The organism is Cobetia sp. PDI-23MA, assembly GCF_059507735.1.
In genome coordinates this window covers 3,905,979-3,924,413 of the sequence record NZ_CM183352.1, presented here as the reverse complement: position 1 = coordinate 3,924,413, position 18,435 = coordinate 3,905,979, and the positions used below count along the sequence as shown (strand labels likewise).

The following is an 18,435-nucleotide window of genomic DNA, read 5'->3' as shown; positions in this document are numbered from 1 at the left end:
CCATGAAAGCCAATGAGGTCAGGAGTCTTCAGAGTGGCACGTCGCGGCGACTCGACATTCGACGCGCCTGCCAACGCTTGCATGCGCCATGGCTATCGGACACGGCAGAACGGGGTGTTATGCTAGCGATATAAATCTAAAGTCTAATGCGCTGCCCGGCGCCCTGGTCACGGAACACTTCATGACACGCTCTCTCCTGGACTCCCTCATGCACTCTCTGCGTCGATTGTGGACGCTGGATGCCTTCAGCTATTCGCTGCGCATGTTGATCGCGCTGGGTGGCGTGATGGCGGTGGGGTTCTGGCTTGACGAGATGGCAGTGGTGATTCCGCTGTTTCTGGGCGTGATCGCCTCGGGGCTGGCAGAAACCGATGATCACTGGCGCGGCCGACTGCGCGCGCTGGGCATGACGCTGGCCTGCTTCAGCATCGCTGCCGTCTCGGTGGAGCTGTTGTTCGGCATGCCGCTGCCCTTCGTGATCGGGCTGGCGCTGGCCACCTTCGCGATGCCGATGCTGGGCGCCATCGATGCCCGCTACGGCGCCATCGCGCGCGCCTCGTTGATTCTGGCCGTCTACACCATGATCAGCCTCGAGCAGCAGCATGGAGATGGGCAGATCGCGGTGCTGGAGCGCAGCCTGCCCGAATGGCTGCGGGAGCCGGGGCTGGGCATCAATCTGGTCCAGCCGTTGCTGCTGGTGGTGGGGGCGTCCTGGTATGGCCTGCTCTCGGTCGTGTGGTGTGCGCTGTTCTCGCGCCAGCCGCTCAAGCACAGCATGGCGACGCTCTACCGTGAGCTGGGGCGCTACCTGATTCTCAAGGCGCAGCTGTTCGAGCCGCTGCGCAATGTCGACCAGTCTGCCCGGCGTCTGGCGCTGGCCGAGCAGAACGGCCGCGTGGTGGTGGCACTCAACCAGACCAAGGAGATGGTCTTCCGACGCCTCGCCGGACGGCGCGATACCACCAAGCTCGATCGCTATCTGCGGCTCTACTTCATCGCCCAGGACCTCCACGAGCGCGCCAGCTCCAGCCACTATCCCTACGGCCAGCTCACCGACGCCTTCTTCCATCACGACATCCTGTTTCGCTGTCAGCGCCTGCTGGAGCAGCAGGGGCGCGCCTGTCGCGGGCTCGGCAAGGCACTGTTGATGCGCCAGCCCTTCGATGCCAGTGACAGCCAGCAGGCACTGGAAGACCTCAACGCCTCGCTCGACTACCTCAAGCAACAGCAGCGTCCCGAGTGGCACCATCTGATGCAGGCGCTTGAGGCGCTCGCCGGCAACCTGCGCCTGATCGAAGGACAGATCACGCGTCTGAGTGACCTCGAAGCCGTCAGCGAGGAAAGCGACAGCAGCCTGTTGGACCGCTCGCCCCACGGCATGCGCGACATGTTCGAGCGTATCCGCAGCCACCTGACGCCGCGCTCACCGATCTTCCGCCATGCGCTGCGTCTGACCGCGACGCTGGTGGCCGGCTATGGCGTGCTGCTGGCGGTACACCCGACCCAGGGTTACTGGATTCTGCTGACCGGGCTGTTCGTGTGCCGTCCCAGCTACGGCGATACGCGCCGCACGCTGGCGCAGCGGATTCTGGGCACGCTGATCGGTCTGGTCGCCGGCTGGGCGCTGATCAGCCTCTTCCCGGCGCCCACGATCCAGGCCGGTATCGCCGTGGTCGCGGGGGTGCTGTTCTTCGCCACCCGTGGCTCGCGCTATACCTTGGCCACCGCTGCCATCACGCTGATGGTGCTGGCGTGCTTCAACCAGGTCGGCGATGGCTTCGATCTCATCTGGCCGCGCCTGTTCGATACGCTGGTCGGTGGCCTGCTGGCCGGGCTGTCTGTGGTGTTGATCCTGCCGGACTGGCAGGGACGCAAGCTCTACCGTCAGGCCGGCGTCAGCCTCAAGACCAGCGGCCGCTATCTGGGTGAGGTGCTGTCCCAGTATCGCCATGGCAAGCGCGATGATCTGGCCTACCGTCTGGCACGCCGCAATGCCCACAACGCCGACGCGGCCTTCTCCAATCTGCTGGCCACGGCCCGCAAGGAGCCCGGCCACTTCCGGCGCGATGTCGAGCCGGGCTTCGGCTTCCTGCTCCACGCGCATACCGTGCTCGGTTATCTCTCGGCACTGGCAGCGCATCGTGGCGAACTGGAATCGACCGCCTCGGCCAGCAGCGGCATCGAGACGCTGCTGCGCCATGGCGAGCGCCTGAGTCAGCAGCTGACGGCGTTGGGGGAGCAGTTGGAGTCCGGCGGTGAGATCGCCGTCACGCTGGACAGCGAAGACGAGATAGCGGCGCTGGAAGCTGAGGTCGAGCAGGTCGAATCCACCACCGGACGCCTGGCGCTGTCGCAGCTGATTCTGGTGCTGCGGCTGTTGCAGCCGCTGGAAAGCGCCGGCACCCAGCTGATCAAGGCCAGTCGCGCCAGCTGAGTCGCTGGCGCGTGGCGGCTCAGACGGCGCCGTATTGCCCGGCTGCCTCGCCCAGCCAGCGGCGAATCAAGGGCTCCGCGGCCTGCGGGGCCTCGCTGAGGATGGCATCGGCCAGTGTGGTGGTCGGAGCGATCAGGTCACTGTCACGCTCTAGATCGGCGATCTTCATTCCCGCCAGCCCCGTCTGGCGCGTGCCCAGCACTTCGCCGGGTCCGCGTAATTCCAGGTCCTTCTCGGCGATCTTGAAGCCATCCGTCGTCTCGCGCATCACTGCCAGGCGCTGCTTGGAGTGCTGCGACAGCGGCGGATGATAGAGCAGCACACAGAAGCTCTCGGTGCTGCCACGCCCGACTCGGCCACGCAGCTGGTGCAGCTGCGACAGGCCGAGACGCTCGGGATTGTCGATCACCATCAGGCTGGCATTCGGCACATCGACCCCGACTTCGATCACCGTGGTCGCCACCAGCAGGTCATGCTCGCCATCCTTGAACGCCGCCATCACCTCGGCCTTCTCGGCCGCCTTCATGCGGCCATGGACCAGGCCGATGGACAGCTCCGGCAGCGCCTCGGTCAGCTCGTCACGCGTCACCTCGGCGGCCTGACAGGTCATCACCTCGGATTCCTCGATCAGTGTACACACCCAATAGGCCTGACGGCCCTCGAAGCAGGCGGCGCGGATGCGCTCGACCACCTCGGGACGCCGCGGGTCGGCCACCGCGACGGTCTGCACCGGGGTGCGCCCCGGTGGCAGCTCATCGATCACCGACAGGTCGAGGTCGGCGTAGGCGCTCATCGCCAGGGTGCGCGGAATCGGCGTCGCGGTCATGATCAGCTGGTGCGGTGTCAGACCACCGGCTTCCCCCTTTGCCCGCAACGCGAGGCGCTGATGCACGCCGAAGCGGTGCTGCTCATCGACGATCGCCAGCCCCAGGCGCTGGAAGGTCACATCGGCCTGAAACAGCGCATGCGTGCCGACCACCATGCGCGCCCGGCCATCGGCGATGGCGGCCTTGGCATCCAGCCGCGCCTTGCCCTTGAGCTTGCCGGCCAGCCACGCCACCTCGATGCCCAATGGCTCCAGCCATTCGCGAAAGTTGCGGTAGTGCTGCTCGGCGAGGATCTCGGTGGGTGCCATCAAGGCCGCCTGACAGCCGCCGCCGATGGCAATCAGCGCCGCCATGGCTGCCACCACCGTCTTGCCCGAGCCCACGTCGCCCTGTACCAGACGCAGCATCGGCACTTCGCGCGCCAGATCACGGCGCACGTCATCCAGCACGCGGCGCTGTGCGCCGGTCAGCGAGAAGGGCAGCTGGGCCAGAAAGCGCGTGCTGAGGCCGCCACTGGCGCTCAGCGAGGGTGCGCCATCCTGCTGGATACGCGCGCGCACCTGCCGCAGGCTCAGCTGGTGGGCGAGCAACTCTTCCTGGGCGAGGCGGCGTTGACTCGGATGCACGCCATCGCTCATCTGATCGACGGGGGCATCCGGCGGCGGCTCGTGCAGAAAGCGCAGACACTCGATCACGCCGGGCAGGCGAAAGCGCGCGCGCAGGGCCTCGGGAATCAGGTCCGGCAGCTCGTGGGGCGTCTCCTCGAGCTGCTTGAGCGCCTGGGCGATCAGGGCACGCAGGCGCGCCTGATTGAGGCCTTCGGTGGCCGGATAGATGGGCGTGAGGTGGTCTTCCACCGGTGCGGCCCCCTGACCGAGCAGGCGGTATTCCGGATGGTAGATCTCGAGGCCGGTGGCCCCGGCGCGTGCCTCGCCGAAGCAGCGCACGCTGTGGCCACGCTGGAATTGCTGCTGCTGAGCGGGGGAGAAGTGGAAGAAGCGCAGACTGAGGATGCCGCTGCCATCACGCAGACGCACCAGCAGGCTGCGGCGGCGGCCCTTGACGATGTCGCAGGCTGTCACCTCGCCTTCCACCACCGCCTCCATACCGCTCTTGAGCGTGCCGATGGGCGTGACGCGAGTGCGGTCCTGATAGCGCAGCGGCAGATGGAACAGCAGGTCTGCGACGCGTTCCAGCCCCAGCCGCGACAGCTTCTCGCTCAGCGCGGGGCCGACGCCGCTCAGGCTGTCCAGCGGTCGGGCCAGCGCGCCGGTGGCAAAGACACCAGCGCTGGCGGGCCCGGTAGATGAGGCGTCCGTGCCCGCCCTGCTCATGCCGGTTCGTGGCTCTGGGAAGCGGAACCCTGCATGCCGTTCTCATTGCTCTGGCGCGCACGGTTGGAGCACTCGGCGATCGCCTGGCTGATCACGTCGATGGCCTTGGGACGCGGGAAGCTGGCACGCCATGCCAGCGCCACGCTGCGGCTTGGGGCCGGGTCCTTGAAGGGCCGCGTCTCGAGCACGCCGCTCTCGTAGTGACCGGTACCGGTGGCCGAGTAGGGCAGCACGGTGATGCCGAGGCCGGAGGCGACCATGTGGCGGATGGTTTCCAGCGAGCCGCCTTCGGCGATCAGTGTATTCTCGGGGTTGTTGATCTGATTGCCGATGGCCGGGCAGGCCTCGAGAATCTGATCACGGAAGCAGTGGCCCTCGCCGAGCATCAGCAGTCGCTCGTTGATCAGCTGCTCCTTGGCGATGCTGTCCTGCCCGAGCAGGGAGTGGCCGGCCGGCAGCAGGATTTCGAAGGGTTCCTCGTAGAGGGCCTTGGTCAGCACGTCGGTCTCGGTGAACGGCAGCGCGACGATGATCACGTCCAGTTCGCCATTGCGCAGCTTGCGCCGCAGGTCGCCGGTCATGCCTTCCTCGATGTAGAGCGGCATCTTCGGCGCACGCCGTGTCAATTCCGGCACCAGGTGCGGGAAAAGATAAGGGCCGATGGTATAGATGGCGCCGATGCGCAACGGGCTGGACAGCTGGTCCTTGCCGGAATTGGCCAGTTCCTTGATCACGCTGGACTGCTCCAGCACGCGCTGGGCCTGCTGAACGATCTTCTCGCCGAGCGGTGTGACCTGTACGGTGGACTTGGAACGCTCGAACAGTGCGACTCCCAGCTCTTCCTCAAGTTTCTTGACGGCCACCGACAGGGTGGGCTGCGACACGAAGCAGCGCTCTGCGGCGCGTCCGAAATGACGCTCCTGGGCCAAGGTTACGATATAGCGGAGTTCTGTTAGAGTCATGATTCCTGCCCGGAACTGGCATCCTGGGATGCGGTGGGTACCGATTCGTTTTACCAAGGAGCACGGCAAAGGTGAAGAAGACGAGTCTCATCCTCGGTTGTGGCGACGTTGGCAGCGCGCTGGCGCGCGAACTGCTCAAGGCCGGTCAGCACGTCATCGGTGTCAGGCGTGATGTGTCCGCATTGGCGGATCTCGGCATCGAGACGCTGGCGCTGGACATCACTGCCGAAGGTGCACTGGCCAGCTTGCCAGATGCCGACACGGTGGTACATGTGCTGAGCGCCGACCGCTTCGACGAAGAGGCCTATCGCGCCGCTTACGTCGACGGCATACGGGCGCTGGTGACGGAACTGGAGTCGCGCGCCAATCCGCCGACCCGCGTGCTGTTCGTGTCCTCGACCTCCGTCTACGCCCAGAAGGATGGCGAGGAGGTCGACGAGCAGTCGCCCACCGATGCCACCAGCTTCTCGGGTCAGTTGATGCGCGAAGGCGAGCAGGCACTGCTCGATTCCTCGCTCAACGGCACCGTGGTGCGCTTCTCCGGCATCTACGGGCCGGGCCGCGACATGCTGATCCGCCAGGCGCGTGATGGTCGCATCGCCGCCAGCAACCCGCCACTTTATTCCAACCGCATCCACCGTGACGACTGCGCGGGCGTGCTGGCGCACCTGATCGCGCTGAGCCTCGAGGGCAAGCCGGTCGAGCCGATCTATCTGGCCACCGACTGTGATGGCGCACCGCTGCACGAAGTGATGGCCTGGTTGGCGCGTCAGCTCAAGGTCGAGTCCACCGAGGTGATCCAGTCACCGCTGCGGCGGCGTTCCAGCAAGCGCTGCGGCAATGCCCTGTTGCTCGAGAGTGGCTACACCTTCCGTTATCCGACCTTCCGCGAAGGCTATGCCGAGGTGCTCAAGGAGCACGGCGTGACGGTGCCGAAGAGCGAATTGTCGGGCCGCTGATCTTTCACTTGTCCACATGCGGTTGCGCTCTGGGTCGCCAGACCGGGTGTGGATAAGTTGAAGGTTGATCAAGCATTGACCGATAACTGACAGTGCCCGCCCCGGAATCCCGGGGCGGGCACTGTCGTCTCTGCGTCAGGCACTCCTTGCGGGTGACCTGCCATCGTCAGTGAGCGGGTGTTCAGTCACCGATGACCATCACGCCTTCGGCTTCGAAGGCCACGCCCTTGGGCAGCGCCTTGACGCCGACCGCGGCACGCGCCGGGAAGGGCGCGGTGAAGAACTCTTCCATCACCGCGTTGACGCGCGCGAAGTCGTCCAGATCGGTTAGGTAGAGGTTGAGCTTGACGATGTCGCCCAGGCTGCCGGCGGCTTCTTCGCACACGGCATTCAGGTTGGTGAAGACCTGACGCGCCTGCGCCTCGATACCGCCTTCGACGACTTCCATCGTCTGCGGGTCCAGCGGAATCTGGCCGGACAGATAGACGGTGTTGCCTGCCTTGACCGCCTGGGAATACGGACCGATGGCAGCAGGGGCCTTGTCGGTGTTGATGATCGCGCGATTGCTCATGACATGCTCCTTGTGACTGCGTTCACGCCTTGCCGGTTGCGAGTGTTGTGCGGTGGCGGCTGTCAGCAGCGGGTTACGATTGTGGTTATAGGGGCTCGCCGTCCACGGCGAGTTCGGTCACGGCCAAGGTGATGCACTGCCGTCGAGCTGACGTACCGTCGAGTTGACGTGCATGGCCTTGGCCGCGACACGGGTGTTCAAGAAGAACGTGCCCGATGGCTACTCTGCGGCAGCCTTGAAAACAAAAACCGCGCCGCCCGCCAGTGGCGGACGACGCGGCCAGTACGCTGGATCAGCTGAGGACGCGGGTGATTCGCTCCACGTGCAACAGGTTGCGCATGCGCTTGATGATGCGCGCCAGATGAATGCGGTCACGCACGGCCAGCGTCAGATTGACGATGGCCAGATGGGCGTCGCGTTCCTCGATGCCGATGCGCTCGATATTGGCTTCGGCATCGGTGACCAGCTCTGCCAGCTCGGCGATCAAGCCGCGCTGGGTCTGTGCCTCGATACGCAGCGCCACCGTGAAGTCGCCTTCGACCTGATCGGCCCAGGTCAGCGGGAAGACGCGTTCCGGGTCGCTGGCCAGTTCGGTGATGTTGCTGCATTCCTGACGATGGACCACCAGTCCCTTGCCGGCCGACAGGTGACCCATGATCGGCTCGCCGGGCAGCGGGTGACAGCAGCGCGCGTAGCTGGTGACCATGCTGTTGCCACCGCTGACCTGCATCGGGCTATTGCCGCTGTTCTCCGCCTGGACATTGCCGTCCTTGGCCGAGAACTTGGGCTGCTGCGCCGTGGCGCTGGTCGTGTCGCTAAGAAGGCTCTGGGCCACGCTGTAGGCGGCGCGGGTGCCGAGCCCGATGGACTCGAGCAGATCATCACGCCCGCCTTCCAGCTCCAGCTCCGCGGCCAGCGTATCGAGACGCCTGGGCGGCAGTTGCTCGAGGGAAGCGTCCAGCCCGGCGAGTGCCTTGTTGAGCAGGCGCTGACCCAGGGTGACGGATTCGCTGCGCTGCTGATGCTTGAGGTAATGACGCACGGCAGAGCGCGCCTTGGCCGTGGTGACGAAGTTGAGCCACGCCAGATTGGGCTTGGCGCCCGGCGCGGTGATGACTTCGACGGTCTGGCCACTCTCCAGCGGCGAGGATAGCGGCGCCAGATGACGATCGATGCGGCAGGCGATACAGCTGTTGCCGACATCGGTGTGCACCGCATAGGCAAAATCGACCGCCGTCGCGCCGCGCGGCAATTCCATGATGTCGCCCTTGGGGGTGAACACGTAGGTATCGTCGGGGAAGAGGTCGTTCTTGACGTGCTCGATGAACTCGAGCGAGTTGCCGGCATGGCGCTGCATCTCGAGCAGACCCCGCACCCATTCGCGGGCGCGCGCATGGCTGCCGGCGCCGATGGGGCGGTCGGTCTGGCCGGCCTTGTACAGCCAGTGCGCCGCGATGCCGTTGTTGGCCATCGCTTCCATCTCGCGGGTACGGATCTGTACCTCGATGGGCATGCCGTTCATGCCGAACAGCGTGGTGTGCAGACTCTGGTAGCCGTTGGCCTTGGGGATCGCGATGTAATCCTTGAAGCGACCCGGCACCGGCTTGTAGAGATTGTGAACCACGCCGAGGATGCGATAGCAGCTGTCCACGTCATCGGTGATGATGCGGAAGCCGAACACGTCCATCAATTCATTGAAGGGCTTCTGCTGGTCACGCATCTTGCGATAGATGGACAGCAGATGCTTCTGACGACCGATCACCGAGCCGGGCAGCTGATCGCGCTCCAGCGCGTTCTGCAGACTGGCCTGGATCTCGCGCATCAGGGTACGGCGATTGCCACGCGCGGCGGTGACGGCACGCTTGATGCGTTCGGAACGCATCGGGTGCAGCGCCTGGAAGGAGAGGTCTTCCAGCTCGACGCGAATGGTGTTGATACCGAGACGGTTGGCGACGCGGGCGTAGATCTCGAGCGTCTCACGGGCGATGCGACGCTTCTTCTCGGGGCGCAGGGCGCCGAGGGTACGCATGTTGTGCAGACGGTCGGCCAGCTTGACGATGATGACGCGGATGTCCTGGGACATCGCCAGCACCATCTTCTGGAAGTTCTCGGCCTGGGCGACGGCCTTGTCCTCGAAGGTGATCTGGGTCAGCTTCGAGACGCCATCCACCAGCAGGGCGACGGGTTCGCCGAACTGGCCTGCCAGTGCCTCGAAGGTCACGCTGGTGTCTTCGATGACATCGTGCAGCATGGCGGCCATCAGGCTCTGATGGTCCATGTGCATGTTGGCGAGAATGTTCGCCACCGCCAGCGGGTGGGTCACATAGGGTTCACCGGAACGCCGGCGCTGGCCATCGTGGGCCTGCTCGGCGTAATAGAAGGCGCGCCTAACCTGACGGATCTCTTCCTCGGGAAGATAACCGCCCAGGCGGTCTGCCAGGTCATCGATCGTGAACATTCAGCGGCCTTGGCTCAGAGTGATTCCGGGCCCGCACCCCGTGCTCCGGCCGCGAGGACGGGAGTGGCAGAGGTGCGGAAGCACACATGCAGTCGGCAGGTTGAGCGTGGGCTCAGTCTTCGATCTGCGGCATTACCGGCTTGCGCTGGATCGGAGCTTCGACCGGCTCGTTCAGGATGTCACGACCGACCAGACCCGCCGCCACTTCGCGCAGGGCGAGGACGGTGGGCTTGTCGTTTTCCCACGGCAGTTGGGCGTTGCGGCTGCCGCGTGACAGCTGACGGGCACGACGTGTGGCGATCATCACCAGCTGGAAGCGGTTGTCGAGGTTCTCGAGGCAATCTTCTACGGTTACGCGAGCCATGGCGGTGCACCTATCAATAGCGGGATATTCGGGGTTCGCTGTCGGCGTGTAATCAGCGCAGAGTACCGCGACCGCTAGGGGCCACTTACCCTGATCATCTGACAGTATCTCGCACACGACGCAAGCACAATGCCGCTGAGCCGGCCCGCCAAGGGCGAGACGGCTCAGCGGCCAATGATTCTGAAAGGGAATCGAGTCTACTCGACGCCGTCGTGACATGACAAGTCAGACGCGATCAACTCCTTCGCCCGGCGCGCCTGTCGGCGGCGTACGCGACCACAGCGCGCATGATCAGGACGAAAGCCGGCAAGTCCTGCCCGACTGTCAGGCTGTCCGAACTGCTGTCAGAACGGCCGGTCAGCGCGGCTGAGTGAGCAGCCGGATTCCCGCCGCCGTCATCAGTCGGCCAGCAGGGAATCGAGCAGTGCCGCGTGGCGATGCTGCACGCGCGGCAGACGCGCACGCTGGGCATTGACGAGTCCGCACAGCTCGTCGAGGGCCTGCTCGAAGTCATCATTGATGACGATCAGGTCGTATTCGTCGTAGTGGGACATCTCGCTGACCGCATCGCGCATGCGACGCGCGATCACGTCCTCGCCATCGGTACCGCGACCGGACAGACGCTCGAGCAACGCTTCACGCGACGGCGGCAGGATGAAGATGGAGACGGCTTCCGGCACCTGGGCGCGCACTTGCTGGGCACCTTGCCAATCGATCTCGAGGATGACGTCCTCGCCCTTGCTCAGGCGAGCTTCGACCGCCGGGCGCGAGGTGCCATAGAAGTTGTCGAAGACCTGGGCGTGCTCGAAGAAGTCGCCCTGCTCGATCATGGTCTTGAAGTGATCGACATCCACGAAGTGGTAGTTGACGGCATCCTGCTCGCCCGGGCGCTGGGCGCGGGTGGTGTGCGAGACGGACACGCCGATACCGTCCATGCGCTCCAGCAGTGCCTTGACCAGGGTGGTCTTGCCGGCGCCGGACGGCGCGGAAATGATGTAGAGCGTGCCACGTGCGTTGCTGGCCGCCGAGGAAGATGCTGAAGAAGTCGAAGACATGGAAGTGATCCGCTTGCTGTCGCTGAATCGCGGCATTATCGCATAATCCACCCCGCTTGGGCTGCACGCGCGCATGACAGTCCCGTGATGCAATGTTGCAGCTCGGGCATCACAGTTGTCGTCGCGAGGTGGCTGGGTTGGCGGGGCGTTATCTGCAACAATAGTTGTATATTTCAGTTGTCACTCAAGCGTCGGCCAGCGCTCGCGTCAGCCAGTGCTCGCGCCGCTTGTGCCTTGATGGGAGACACGGCTTGTCGCCGCCTCGTCACTCAGGCTTGGGCTTGCGCACTCCCGTGATTCCCATCGCGCCTTGCTAGACGAGGTTCGTGAACTTTGCTTCGCAAGCCGCGTACGTAAATCGCGTGTATACATCGATAGAGCAGCGCCAGACGTGCCGCAGGCCTCCGCCAGAGAGGCCGCGCACGAGCGCATCACCCGTTACCTGTCCCGCGCGCCATTCATTCCCGCCTTCCGGCTGATGATGAATGGCGCGCGGTCTTTTGCCTTGTGCAGCGCCAGCCATGCGCGGGCAATGTTAGCCGTGGCTTGCCCCTGACAGCGGTGCCACGGCTGAGTACGGCCACGGGTGATATCCCCTTTTCAAGTTTCAGGAGACCCGGACATGTCTGCCTCCCCCGTTGCGCGCCATCCGCGCATCGCCGAACTGGCGCTGGCGCTCGGCGCCTTTGCCATCGGCACTACCGAATTCGTGATCATGGGCCTGATGCCCAACATCGCGGCGGACTTCAATGTGTCATCCCAGCAGGTCGGCTACGCCATCAGTGCCTATGCGATGGGCGTGGTGGTCGGTGCGCCCCTGATCTCGGCGCTGGGCGCACGCCTGCCGCGTCGCGGGCTGTTGATCGGCCTGATGCTGCTGTTCGCGGTCAGCAACGTGGCCAGCCTGCTGACACCGTCGCTGACCAGCTTTGCCGCGCTGCGCTTCATCGCCGGCCTGCCGCATGGTGTCTATCTGGGCGTCGCGGCCCTGGTGGCGGCGGATGCTGCCCCTGCCGGCGAGCGCGGGCGGGCCGTCGGTCGCGTGATGATGGGCCTGACGGTGGCGATTCTGATCGGGGCGCCAGCGGCGACCTGGTTCGGTAGCCTGTTCGGCTGGCATTCCGCCTTCCTCGTCGTCGGTCTGCTGGCGCTGGCCACGGCACTGCTGGTGCGCGGCTTCGTGCCCTATCAGGCCGGCAATCAGGACGCGACCCCGCTCACCGAGCTGGCAGCCCTGATCAAGCCGCGGGTGCTCTATACCCTCGGCATCGCCTGCATCGGTTTCGGTGGCATGTTCAGTGTCTACAGCTATGCGGTGGAGACGCTCAATGTCCAGGCCGGGCTGTCCCAGAATCTGGTGCCGATGGTGCTGGCCGTCTTCGGGGTGGGCACCATCATCGGCAACCTGATCGGTAGCCGTGCCGCAGACATCGACCTGATGCGCACCATTCCTGCCGTGCTGATCTGGAGCGCGCTGGTGCAGGGCGGCTTCTACTTCGCCGCCGATGGTGTCTGGAGCGGTATCCTGTTCGTCGGGCTGGTCGGTACGGGTATCGGTCTGGCACCGGCGCTGCAGATGCGCCTGATGGATGTGGCGGAAGACGCCCAGACCATGGCGGCGACGCTCAATCATGCGGCCTTCAACATCGCCAATGCGCTGGGCGCCTGGTGTGGCGGCATGGCCTTCGCCTATGGCCCGTCGCATTCCTCCATCGGTCTGGTCGGGGTGGCGATGGCCATCGCGGGCTTGATCGTCTTCCTGCTCGGTCAGCGTCATGAGCGCCGCGAGCTGCAGACGGCTTCTGCCTGATGTGAGCCTGAAGTGAGGTCGTGAGCGCGAGGCCAGGAAAGTGAGGCAAGAAAGTCTCGTGAGCACAAGCCGCAACGAAAGAACGCCGCCCTTCGGGGCGGCGTTCTGCGTTTGCGTGGCGAAAAGTCTGTGGAAGGCAGTCTGTGCAGGGCTGTCCTGGTAGCGGCACCGGCACGTCAGCAACAGGGCACTGTCAGCGCTGTTGACGCGCGCGCGTCGGCGACATGCCGAAGTAATCGCGGAAACAATGGCTGAAGTGGGTCGTGCTGACGAAGCCACAGGCCACGGTGACCTCGGTGATGCTGGCGCTGCCCTGTGTCAGCAGCTGGCGGGCCCGGGTCAGGCGCAGCTCCAGATAATAGCGCGAGGGCGTGGTATCCAGATGGCGGGTGAACAGGCGCTCGATCTGGCGGCGTGACAGCGTCACGCAGTGCGAGATCTCGCTCATGCTCAAAGGCTCCTCGAGGTTGCTGCTCATCAGCTCTAGGATGGTGCGAAGTGCCTCCGGGTGCTGGCTGTCCGGCGCGGGCAGCGTCTGATCCGGATGCCAGGGACTGGGCGTCGCGGGGCGCTCGCAGGCGAGGATTTCCTCGACACTGCGCGCCAGGTCATCGCCGTGACGCTGGCGCATGGCTTCCAGCATCATGTTCAGCGCGCTGCCGGCATTGGTGCAGCTGAAGCGCGCCGCTTCCACCACCAGCTGAGCACGTGACAGCTCCAGCTGGGGGAATGACTCGCTGAACAGCGCCGCATTCTCGGGATGGATGGTACAGCGATGACCCGCCATCACGCCGGCAGCGGCCAGGAAATAGCTGCCATTCCACAGGCTGCCGAGGTGCGCTCCCCGCTGCTCGGCGCGGCGCAGGGCCTCGCTCAGCGAGGGGATCTCGTCCAGCTGCGCCCGGTAGCCGCCACACACGATGATCATGTCGATCTGCGTCTGCCCCAGCGACTCGAGCCCGGCGCTGGCCATGATGTCGATGCCCAGATCACTGCGCACGCTGCCCGTCGTCACCCCGAAGGTGTGAATGCGATAGAAGGGAACGTCTCTGAGTAGATTGGCCGTGACCAGCACATCGAGGGCGCTGGTGAAGGCGGGCATCGAGAAATGTTCCAGGAGAATGAAGGCGACATTGAGCGGTGTGCTCTGGGCGCAGGTCACGTCCTTGAGCAGAGGCTGATTGCGGCGCTTCATCGCGGGAGTGAAGTCGCGGCGACGGGGCGAGGTCATGGCTTGCGTTCGTTGCAGGGGCCGCGGACGGCAGTGGATCGAAGGCGACCGGCAGGCTGGTCACCGTGTGACACCATCCTCGCAGCTGTGCGCTCCCGCGGCGAGCCCTTGCTTGCAACCTGCTTGCAATCATGGAGTGGCAGGCCTGTCATCAAGCAGCATCGCCTGCGGATTCCGGGCTTGGCGTGCTCGACAGCTCCCGCCGTCTGGACTGGCCCGTCTTCCTCCTCAGTGGAGGTGTGAGGGTGCAGTTCATCATCACCGTCGGTATGTATGTCCTGTGTGCGGGCGGGGCGTTGGGTTCCGGGTGGCCTTTGCCTGTCGTCACGCAGGAATCAGCCCGACATGGCGGATAGAGGGTGGATGGATGGCCCGAAGATGCAGTCGGCACAGGTCATGAGTTGTTATCACCAATGCCCAGATGTAAAACGGCTGTAGGCTTGGTGATACGTCGCGTTACATGGGTGTAAAAACAACCATTTGTGACAGAGTCACAGGGTTCACGGCTGGTACACTGCCCCGTCACTCAGATCATGCCCAGAGGCTGACTAATGACGGATTCTTCCCGGACCTTTTCGTCCGGCTCCGCCACACCGGTAAACTCCCCCGCTGAACCCGCACCCTCCCCGCAAGGTATCGACTGGCCCGTCTTCATCATCAGTGGTGGCGTTCTGGCGTTGTTCGCCATCGCCGCACTGGTGGATCTCGATGCTGTCTCCGCGCTCATCCAGAGTGCCTTCGGTGTCTCGACCCGATACTTCGGTGCCTACTGGCAAGCGCTGATGCTGGCGACCTTCGTCATCGCCATCGTGCTGACCCTCGGCCGTACCGGACGGGTGCGCATGGGCGGGCTGGCAGCGCCTGACATCTCGACGCTGCGCTGGATGGCCATCATCCTCTGCACCCTGCTGGCGGGTGGTGGTGTCTTCTGGGCCGCAGCCGAGCCGATCGCCCACTTCACCTCGCCGCCGCCGGTATTCGGCGCGGACGCCCCGACCGGCAATGCCGATGCCGCCTACAACGCGCTGGCGCAGAGCTTCATGCACTGGGGCTTTCTGGCTTGGGCGATGCTCGGCAGCCTGACCGGCATCATCTTCATGTATCTGCACTACGAGAAGGGCCTGCCGCTCAAGCCGCGTACGCTGCTCTATCCGCTGTTCGGCGAGCGTGTGATGCGCGGCCCCTTCGGGGCGCTGGTCGATGCCTGCTGCGTGCTGGCAGTGGTGGCCGGTACCGTCGGCCCCATCGGCTTCCTCGGGCTGCAGGTCAGCTATGGCCTCAATGCGCTGTTCGGCATTCCCGATACCTACGCGACCCAGCTGACGCTGCTGCTGGTGCTGACTGTCATCTACACCCTGTCCGCCGTCAGCGGCGTGACTCGTGGCATCCAGTTCCTGAGCAGCACCAACGTCCTGCTCGGTGGCGCGCTGCTGCTGTTCATCCTGATCATGGGCCCGACCGGCTTCCTGCTCGAAGCCTTCCCGCAGGGCCTGGTGCGCTACGTCGGTGACTTCGTCGCCATGTCTTCCTTCCGGGGTGACGATGGCTGGTTGAATGGCTGGACGCTGTTCTTCTGGGGCTGGTTCATCGGCTATGGTCCGCTGATGGCGATGTTCGTCGCGCGCATCTCGCGGGGCCGCACCCTGCGTCAGATGGTGCTGTTGATCGCGGTCATCTCGCCGCTGGTCACCTGCCTGTGGTTCACCATCATCGGTGGCAGCGGCCTGGCCTTCGAGCTGAGCAACCCGGGCAGCGTCTCCGGCCCGTTCACCGGCTTCAACCTGCCGGCAGCACTGATCGCCATCACCCAGCAGCTGCCGTTCGGCTTCACCATCTCGGTGCTGTTCCTCGTGTTGACCACGCTGTTCGTCGCCACCACCGGTGACTCGATGACCTACGCGGTCTCGATGGTGATGAGCGGCAACGACAACCCGCCGCGCGGCGTGCGCGTGTTCTGGAGCCTGATGATGGGCGTGGTCGCGGCGCTGTTGATCTCGATGGGCGATGGCGGCATCAATGCGCTGCAATCCTTCATCGTCGTCACCGCCGTGCCGGTGTCGCTGATTCTGCTGCCCAGCCTGTGGAACGCTCCGCTGATTGCCCGCCGTATGGCGCGCGAGCAGGGCGTCTGATCGACTCGCACGCTAGAAAGCAATGAGCGTCTCGCACCATCAAAAACGCCGCCCCTCGGGGCGGCGTTTTCGTGTCTGGCGTTCAGCCGTCAGTCATCAGACGTTGACGTTCAGCGTCACATCGATGTTGCCACGCGTCGCGTTGGAGTAGGGGCACACCTGGTGCGCCTTCTCGACCAGCGCATCCGCCTCGGCCTTGTCCATGCCCGGCAGACTGATATCCAGCGCCACCTCGATACCGAAACCGGCCGGAATCTGGCCGATGCCCACCTTGCCAGTGATCTCCAGGCCTTCCGGCAGTGTCACGCCGTCAGTGCTGGCCACGTGCTTCATGGCACCGATGAAGCAGGCAGAGTAACCCGCCGCGAACAGCTGCTCCGGGTTGGTACCTTCACCGCCGCCACCGCCCAGCTCCTTCGGCGTGCTCAGGGTGACATCCAGCGCCCCATCGGAAGAACGCGACTTGCCCTCACGACCCCCAGTGGTAGTAGCTTTTGCATGGTACAGCACTTGTTCGATAGACATGCCTGACTCCTTGAGCGGAAAAGCCCTCAGTCGAGGGATGGAAACAAGATGGCGTCTGTCGGGCAAAGTTTCAATTGCTTGATGTAGGACGTGTCCTTGGCGGTGAGGAAGGCCACTGATGGAAGGGGTCTTCGCCTATGATGATGTTAACGACAGATTCCAGATCATCTGAGCAATGCTTCAGACCACATTCCCAGATGACTAGCACTCGCCACCCATGACTCACTAAATCAGCCCACTTGCGCCAATCACGAGCCACATTACCCTCCAACTTTTCCTTCCAGAACGTCTTGTTAGTCGCAGGTGATGAGGCATAAAAGCAGTCTTTGTGCCTATGCCAGAAGCACCCATTCACAAAGATCGCGAGCCGGTGCTTTGGAAGCACAAGATCAGGCTTTCCGGGAAGATTCTTACGGTGAAGCTGATACCGGAAGCCCCGAGCATGGAGGTAGCGACGTATCGCCAACTCGGGGCTGGTATTCTTGCCTCGTATCGAGGCCATCATGCGTGAGCGGGTGGCGTAAGAAACATTGTCCATAAGTTAAATTTGTATTGATTTTATTTTGAATATAAAATCTTCTAAAGTGAATATGTCTTTTAACTGCTTTGTAGTATATTTTTTTTGTATTTCTTTCGGAAGAACGAGAGATAGTTTTGCGGATTTCATTTCTTCCAATTGATTGCTTGAAATATTTGGTTGTAGTGTGATTAAGTGCTTCTCAGGGATTCGCGCTGCCTCTTTTAAAATCTGCCGCCACCTATCCTTACATGTTGTTTTAGCCCCAAGCATAGCTAAGTTTCTTTCTGGGTATTGTGTGTCTCTATAACTTGCTTTTCCCGGGAAAAGAAAGTCAGGTTTGGAGCGCTTTTCTGTATTTACCCCTCTTTCGAAACATAAAAAGTTCGCTTTTAGTATCCATTCGATGTGATTTTCAAAGGAATGGCCAGCTCTAGATTTTCTGCGGTTATGGACACTTAAAGAAAATTTTAAGAATTCTTCATGATCATCAATCCAGCTGTTCGAATGCTCTTTCAAGTGTGAGTTTATGATGTGTTTTTCTAGCTGTTTGAACAAAGTTTCTTCTCTGATAATAAGACTTGTAAGGGCATGGTCTGGTGCCTCTACTGGGTTTATTTCGCCCGCTAGGGTTTCATTGGCTAAGGCTGAAAAATCCCGAGTCTTTGGAAAGCTGTTGCCAAATCTACCAAGTAATAAGTCTAACCACTCATCTGAATCCGAAAGGTCTATAGATATATCGGCTTGCTCAACAATGAAACTGAATATGTTAGAGTCTACTTCGGCAAAGTCAGAAGGTTGAGAATACACGGCATTATGAGACCCATAAGGGTCGTCTAGACCAAATAGCCATAATAGTTCATCTAGATATGGGCTGTTTGATTTTATTATTAGAGCAACCAGGGTGCCGTCAGTTTTTAGGGCTGTGATTAGTGTATCGTCAACGGTAGCTCTATCGATAACTTCATTGTTTCTATAATAAAATCTAAATTCTCTTCTTGGCGGTTTACGTGCTTGGTACCAAGTTGCACTTCCTTTACAAAAAGCTCTATCATTCTCTTCTTGGCCAATATAGAGATATGTGACATCAAAAGCCTTTTTCTCTGAGCCAAGATAGCATGTCATCTTTGTAAGGCCATTAAACTCATGCTGGTTGGATTTATCAGGTGTAATTTCAACCTTTGTTAATAGTTTTGCTGATGCACCTACAAAGTATTCTGTTAACTTCGTCATCCATGACCTCACTTTAAATATCT

The 18,435-nt window shown here is 62.6% G+C and carries 14 protein-coding genes; 4 read left to right on the top strand and 10 right to left on the bottom strand.

Features of this window, described 5'->3' with window-relative positions:
- The first annotated feature begins 181 nt into the window (after positions 1-181).
- Positions 182-2,434, top strand: a complete 2,253-nt coding sequence (gene yccS / locus AC5WNJ_RS16710; protein WP_495930246.1) for a YccS family putative transporter — start codon at positions 182-184, stop codon at positions 2,432-2,434.
- A 19-nt stretch (positions 2,435-2,453) separates the two neighbouring features.
- Here yccS and recG read toward each other — a convergent pair whose 3' ends face one another.
- Positions 2,454-4,595: an ATP-dependent DNA helicase RecG gene (recG, locus tag AC5WNJ_RS16705; RefSeq protein WP_495930245.1), complete on the bottom strand. Its 2,142-nt coding sequence runs from the start codon at positions 4,593-4,595 to the stop codon at positions 2,454-2,456.
- On the bottom strand, positions 4,592-5,557 hold the full coding sequence (locus AC5WNJ_RS16700; protein WP_253063573.1) for a hydrogen peroxide-inducible genes activator: 966 nt from the start codon (positions 5,555-5,557) through the stop codon (positions 4,592-4,594). Before AC5WNJ_RS16700 ends, recG begins: the two co-directional genes overlap by 4 nt.
- Positions 5,558-5,628: 71 nt before the next feature.
- Between AC5WNJ_RS16700 and AC5WNJ_RS16695 the strand changes: the two genes are divergently transcribed.
- Positions 5,629-6,516: an NAD-dependent epimerase/dehydratase family protein gene (locus tag AC5WNJ_RS16695; RefSeq protein ID WP_495930244.1), complete on the top strand. Its 888-nt coding sequence runs from the start codon at positions 5,629-5,631 to the stop codon at positions 6,514-6,516.
- A gap of 181 nt (positions 6,517-6,697) precedes the next feature.
- Here AC5WNJ_RS16695 and AC5WNJ_RS16690 read toward each other — a convergent pair whose 3' ends face one another.
- From AC5WNJ_RS16690 to gmk, 4 genes are all read right to left on the bottom strand, one after another.
- Positions 6,698-7,087, bottom strand: a complete 390-nt coding sequence (locus tag AC5WNJ_RS16690) for a RidA family protein (protein ID WP_495930243.1) — start codon at positions 7,085-7,087, stop codon at positions 6,698-6,700.
- Positions 7,088-7,379: 292 nt separating this feature from the next.
- A complete protein-coding gene (locus AC5WNJ_RS16685; RefSeq protein WP_175088877.1) occupies positions 7,380-9,545 on the bottom strand; it encodes a RelA/SpoT family protein in 2,166 nt (721 codons plus the stop codon).
- A gap of 112 nt (positions 9,546-9,657) precedes the next feature.
- A complete protein-coding gene (rpoZ, locus tag AC5WNJ_RS16680) occupies positions 9,658-9,909 on the bottom strand; it encodes a DNA-directed RNA polymerase subunit omega (RefSeq protein WP_176678536.1) in 252 nt (83 codons plus the stop codon).
- A gap of 398 nt (positions 9,910-10,307) precedes the next feature.
- A complete protein-coding gene (gene gmk, locus AC5WNJ_RS16675) occupies positions 10,308-10,964 on the bottom strand; it encodes a guanylate kinase (RefSeq protein ID WP_176678535.1) in 657 nt (218 codons plus the stop codon).
- 622 nt (positions 10,965-11,586) lie between these two features.
- Between gmk and AC5WNJ_RS16670 the strand changes: the two genes are divergently transcribed.
- A complete protein-coding gene (locus AC5WNJ_RS16670; RefSeq protein WP_176678534.1) occupies positions 11,587-12,774 on the top strand; it encodes an MFS transporter in 1,188 nt (395 codons plus the stop codon).
- Between the two features lie 193 nt (positions 12,775-12,967).
- Here AC5WNJ_RS16670 and AC5WNJ_RS16665 read toward each other — a convergent pair whose 3' ends face one another.
- On the bottom strand, positions 12,968-14,005 hold the full coding sequence (locus tag AC5WNJ_RS16665; RefSeq protein WP_495930242.1) for a GlxA family transcriptional regulator: 1,038 nt from the start codon (positions 14,003-14,005) through the stop codon (positions 12,968-12,970).
- 551 nt (positions 14,006-14,556) lie between these two features.
- Between AC5WNJ_RS16665 and AC5WNJ_RS16660 the strand changes: the two genes are divergently transcribed.
- Positions 14,557-16,137: a BCCT family transporter gene (locus tag AC5WNJ_RS16660; protein ID WP_495930241.1), complete on the top strand. Its 1,581-nt coding sequence runs from the start codon at positions 14,557-14,559 to the stop codon at positions 16,135-16,137.
- A 96-nt stretch (positions 16,138-16,233) separates the two neighbouring features.
- Here AC5WNJ_RS16660 and AC5WNJ_RS16655 read toward each other — a convergent pair whose 3' ends face one another.
- From AC5WNJ_RS16655 to AC5WNJ_RS16645, 3 genes are all read right to left on the bottom strand, one after another.
- Positions 16,234-16,662 carry an organic hydroperoxide resistance protein gene (locus AC5WNJ_RS16655; protein ID WP_495930240.1) on the bottom strand — a complete coding sequence of 143 codons (429 nt, stop codon included), beginning with the start codon at positions 16,660-16,662 and terminating at the stop codon, positions 16,234-16,236.
- Between the two features lie 70 nt (positions 16,663-16,732).
- A complete protein-coding gene (locus tag AC5WNJ_RS16650) occupies positions 16,733-17,200 on the bottom strand; it encodes a very short patch repair endonuclease (RefSeq protein WP_495930239.1) in 468 nt (155 codons plus the stop codon).
- Between the two features lie 3 nt (positions 17,201-17,203).
- Complete coding sequence (locus AC5WNJ_RS16645; RefSeq protein WP_495930238.1) at positions 17,204-18,412, bottom strand: type II restriction endonuclease; 1,209 nt, start codon at positions 18,410-18,412, stop codon at positions 17,204-17,206.
- Positions 18,413-18,435 lie beyond the last annotated feature (23 nt).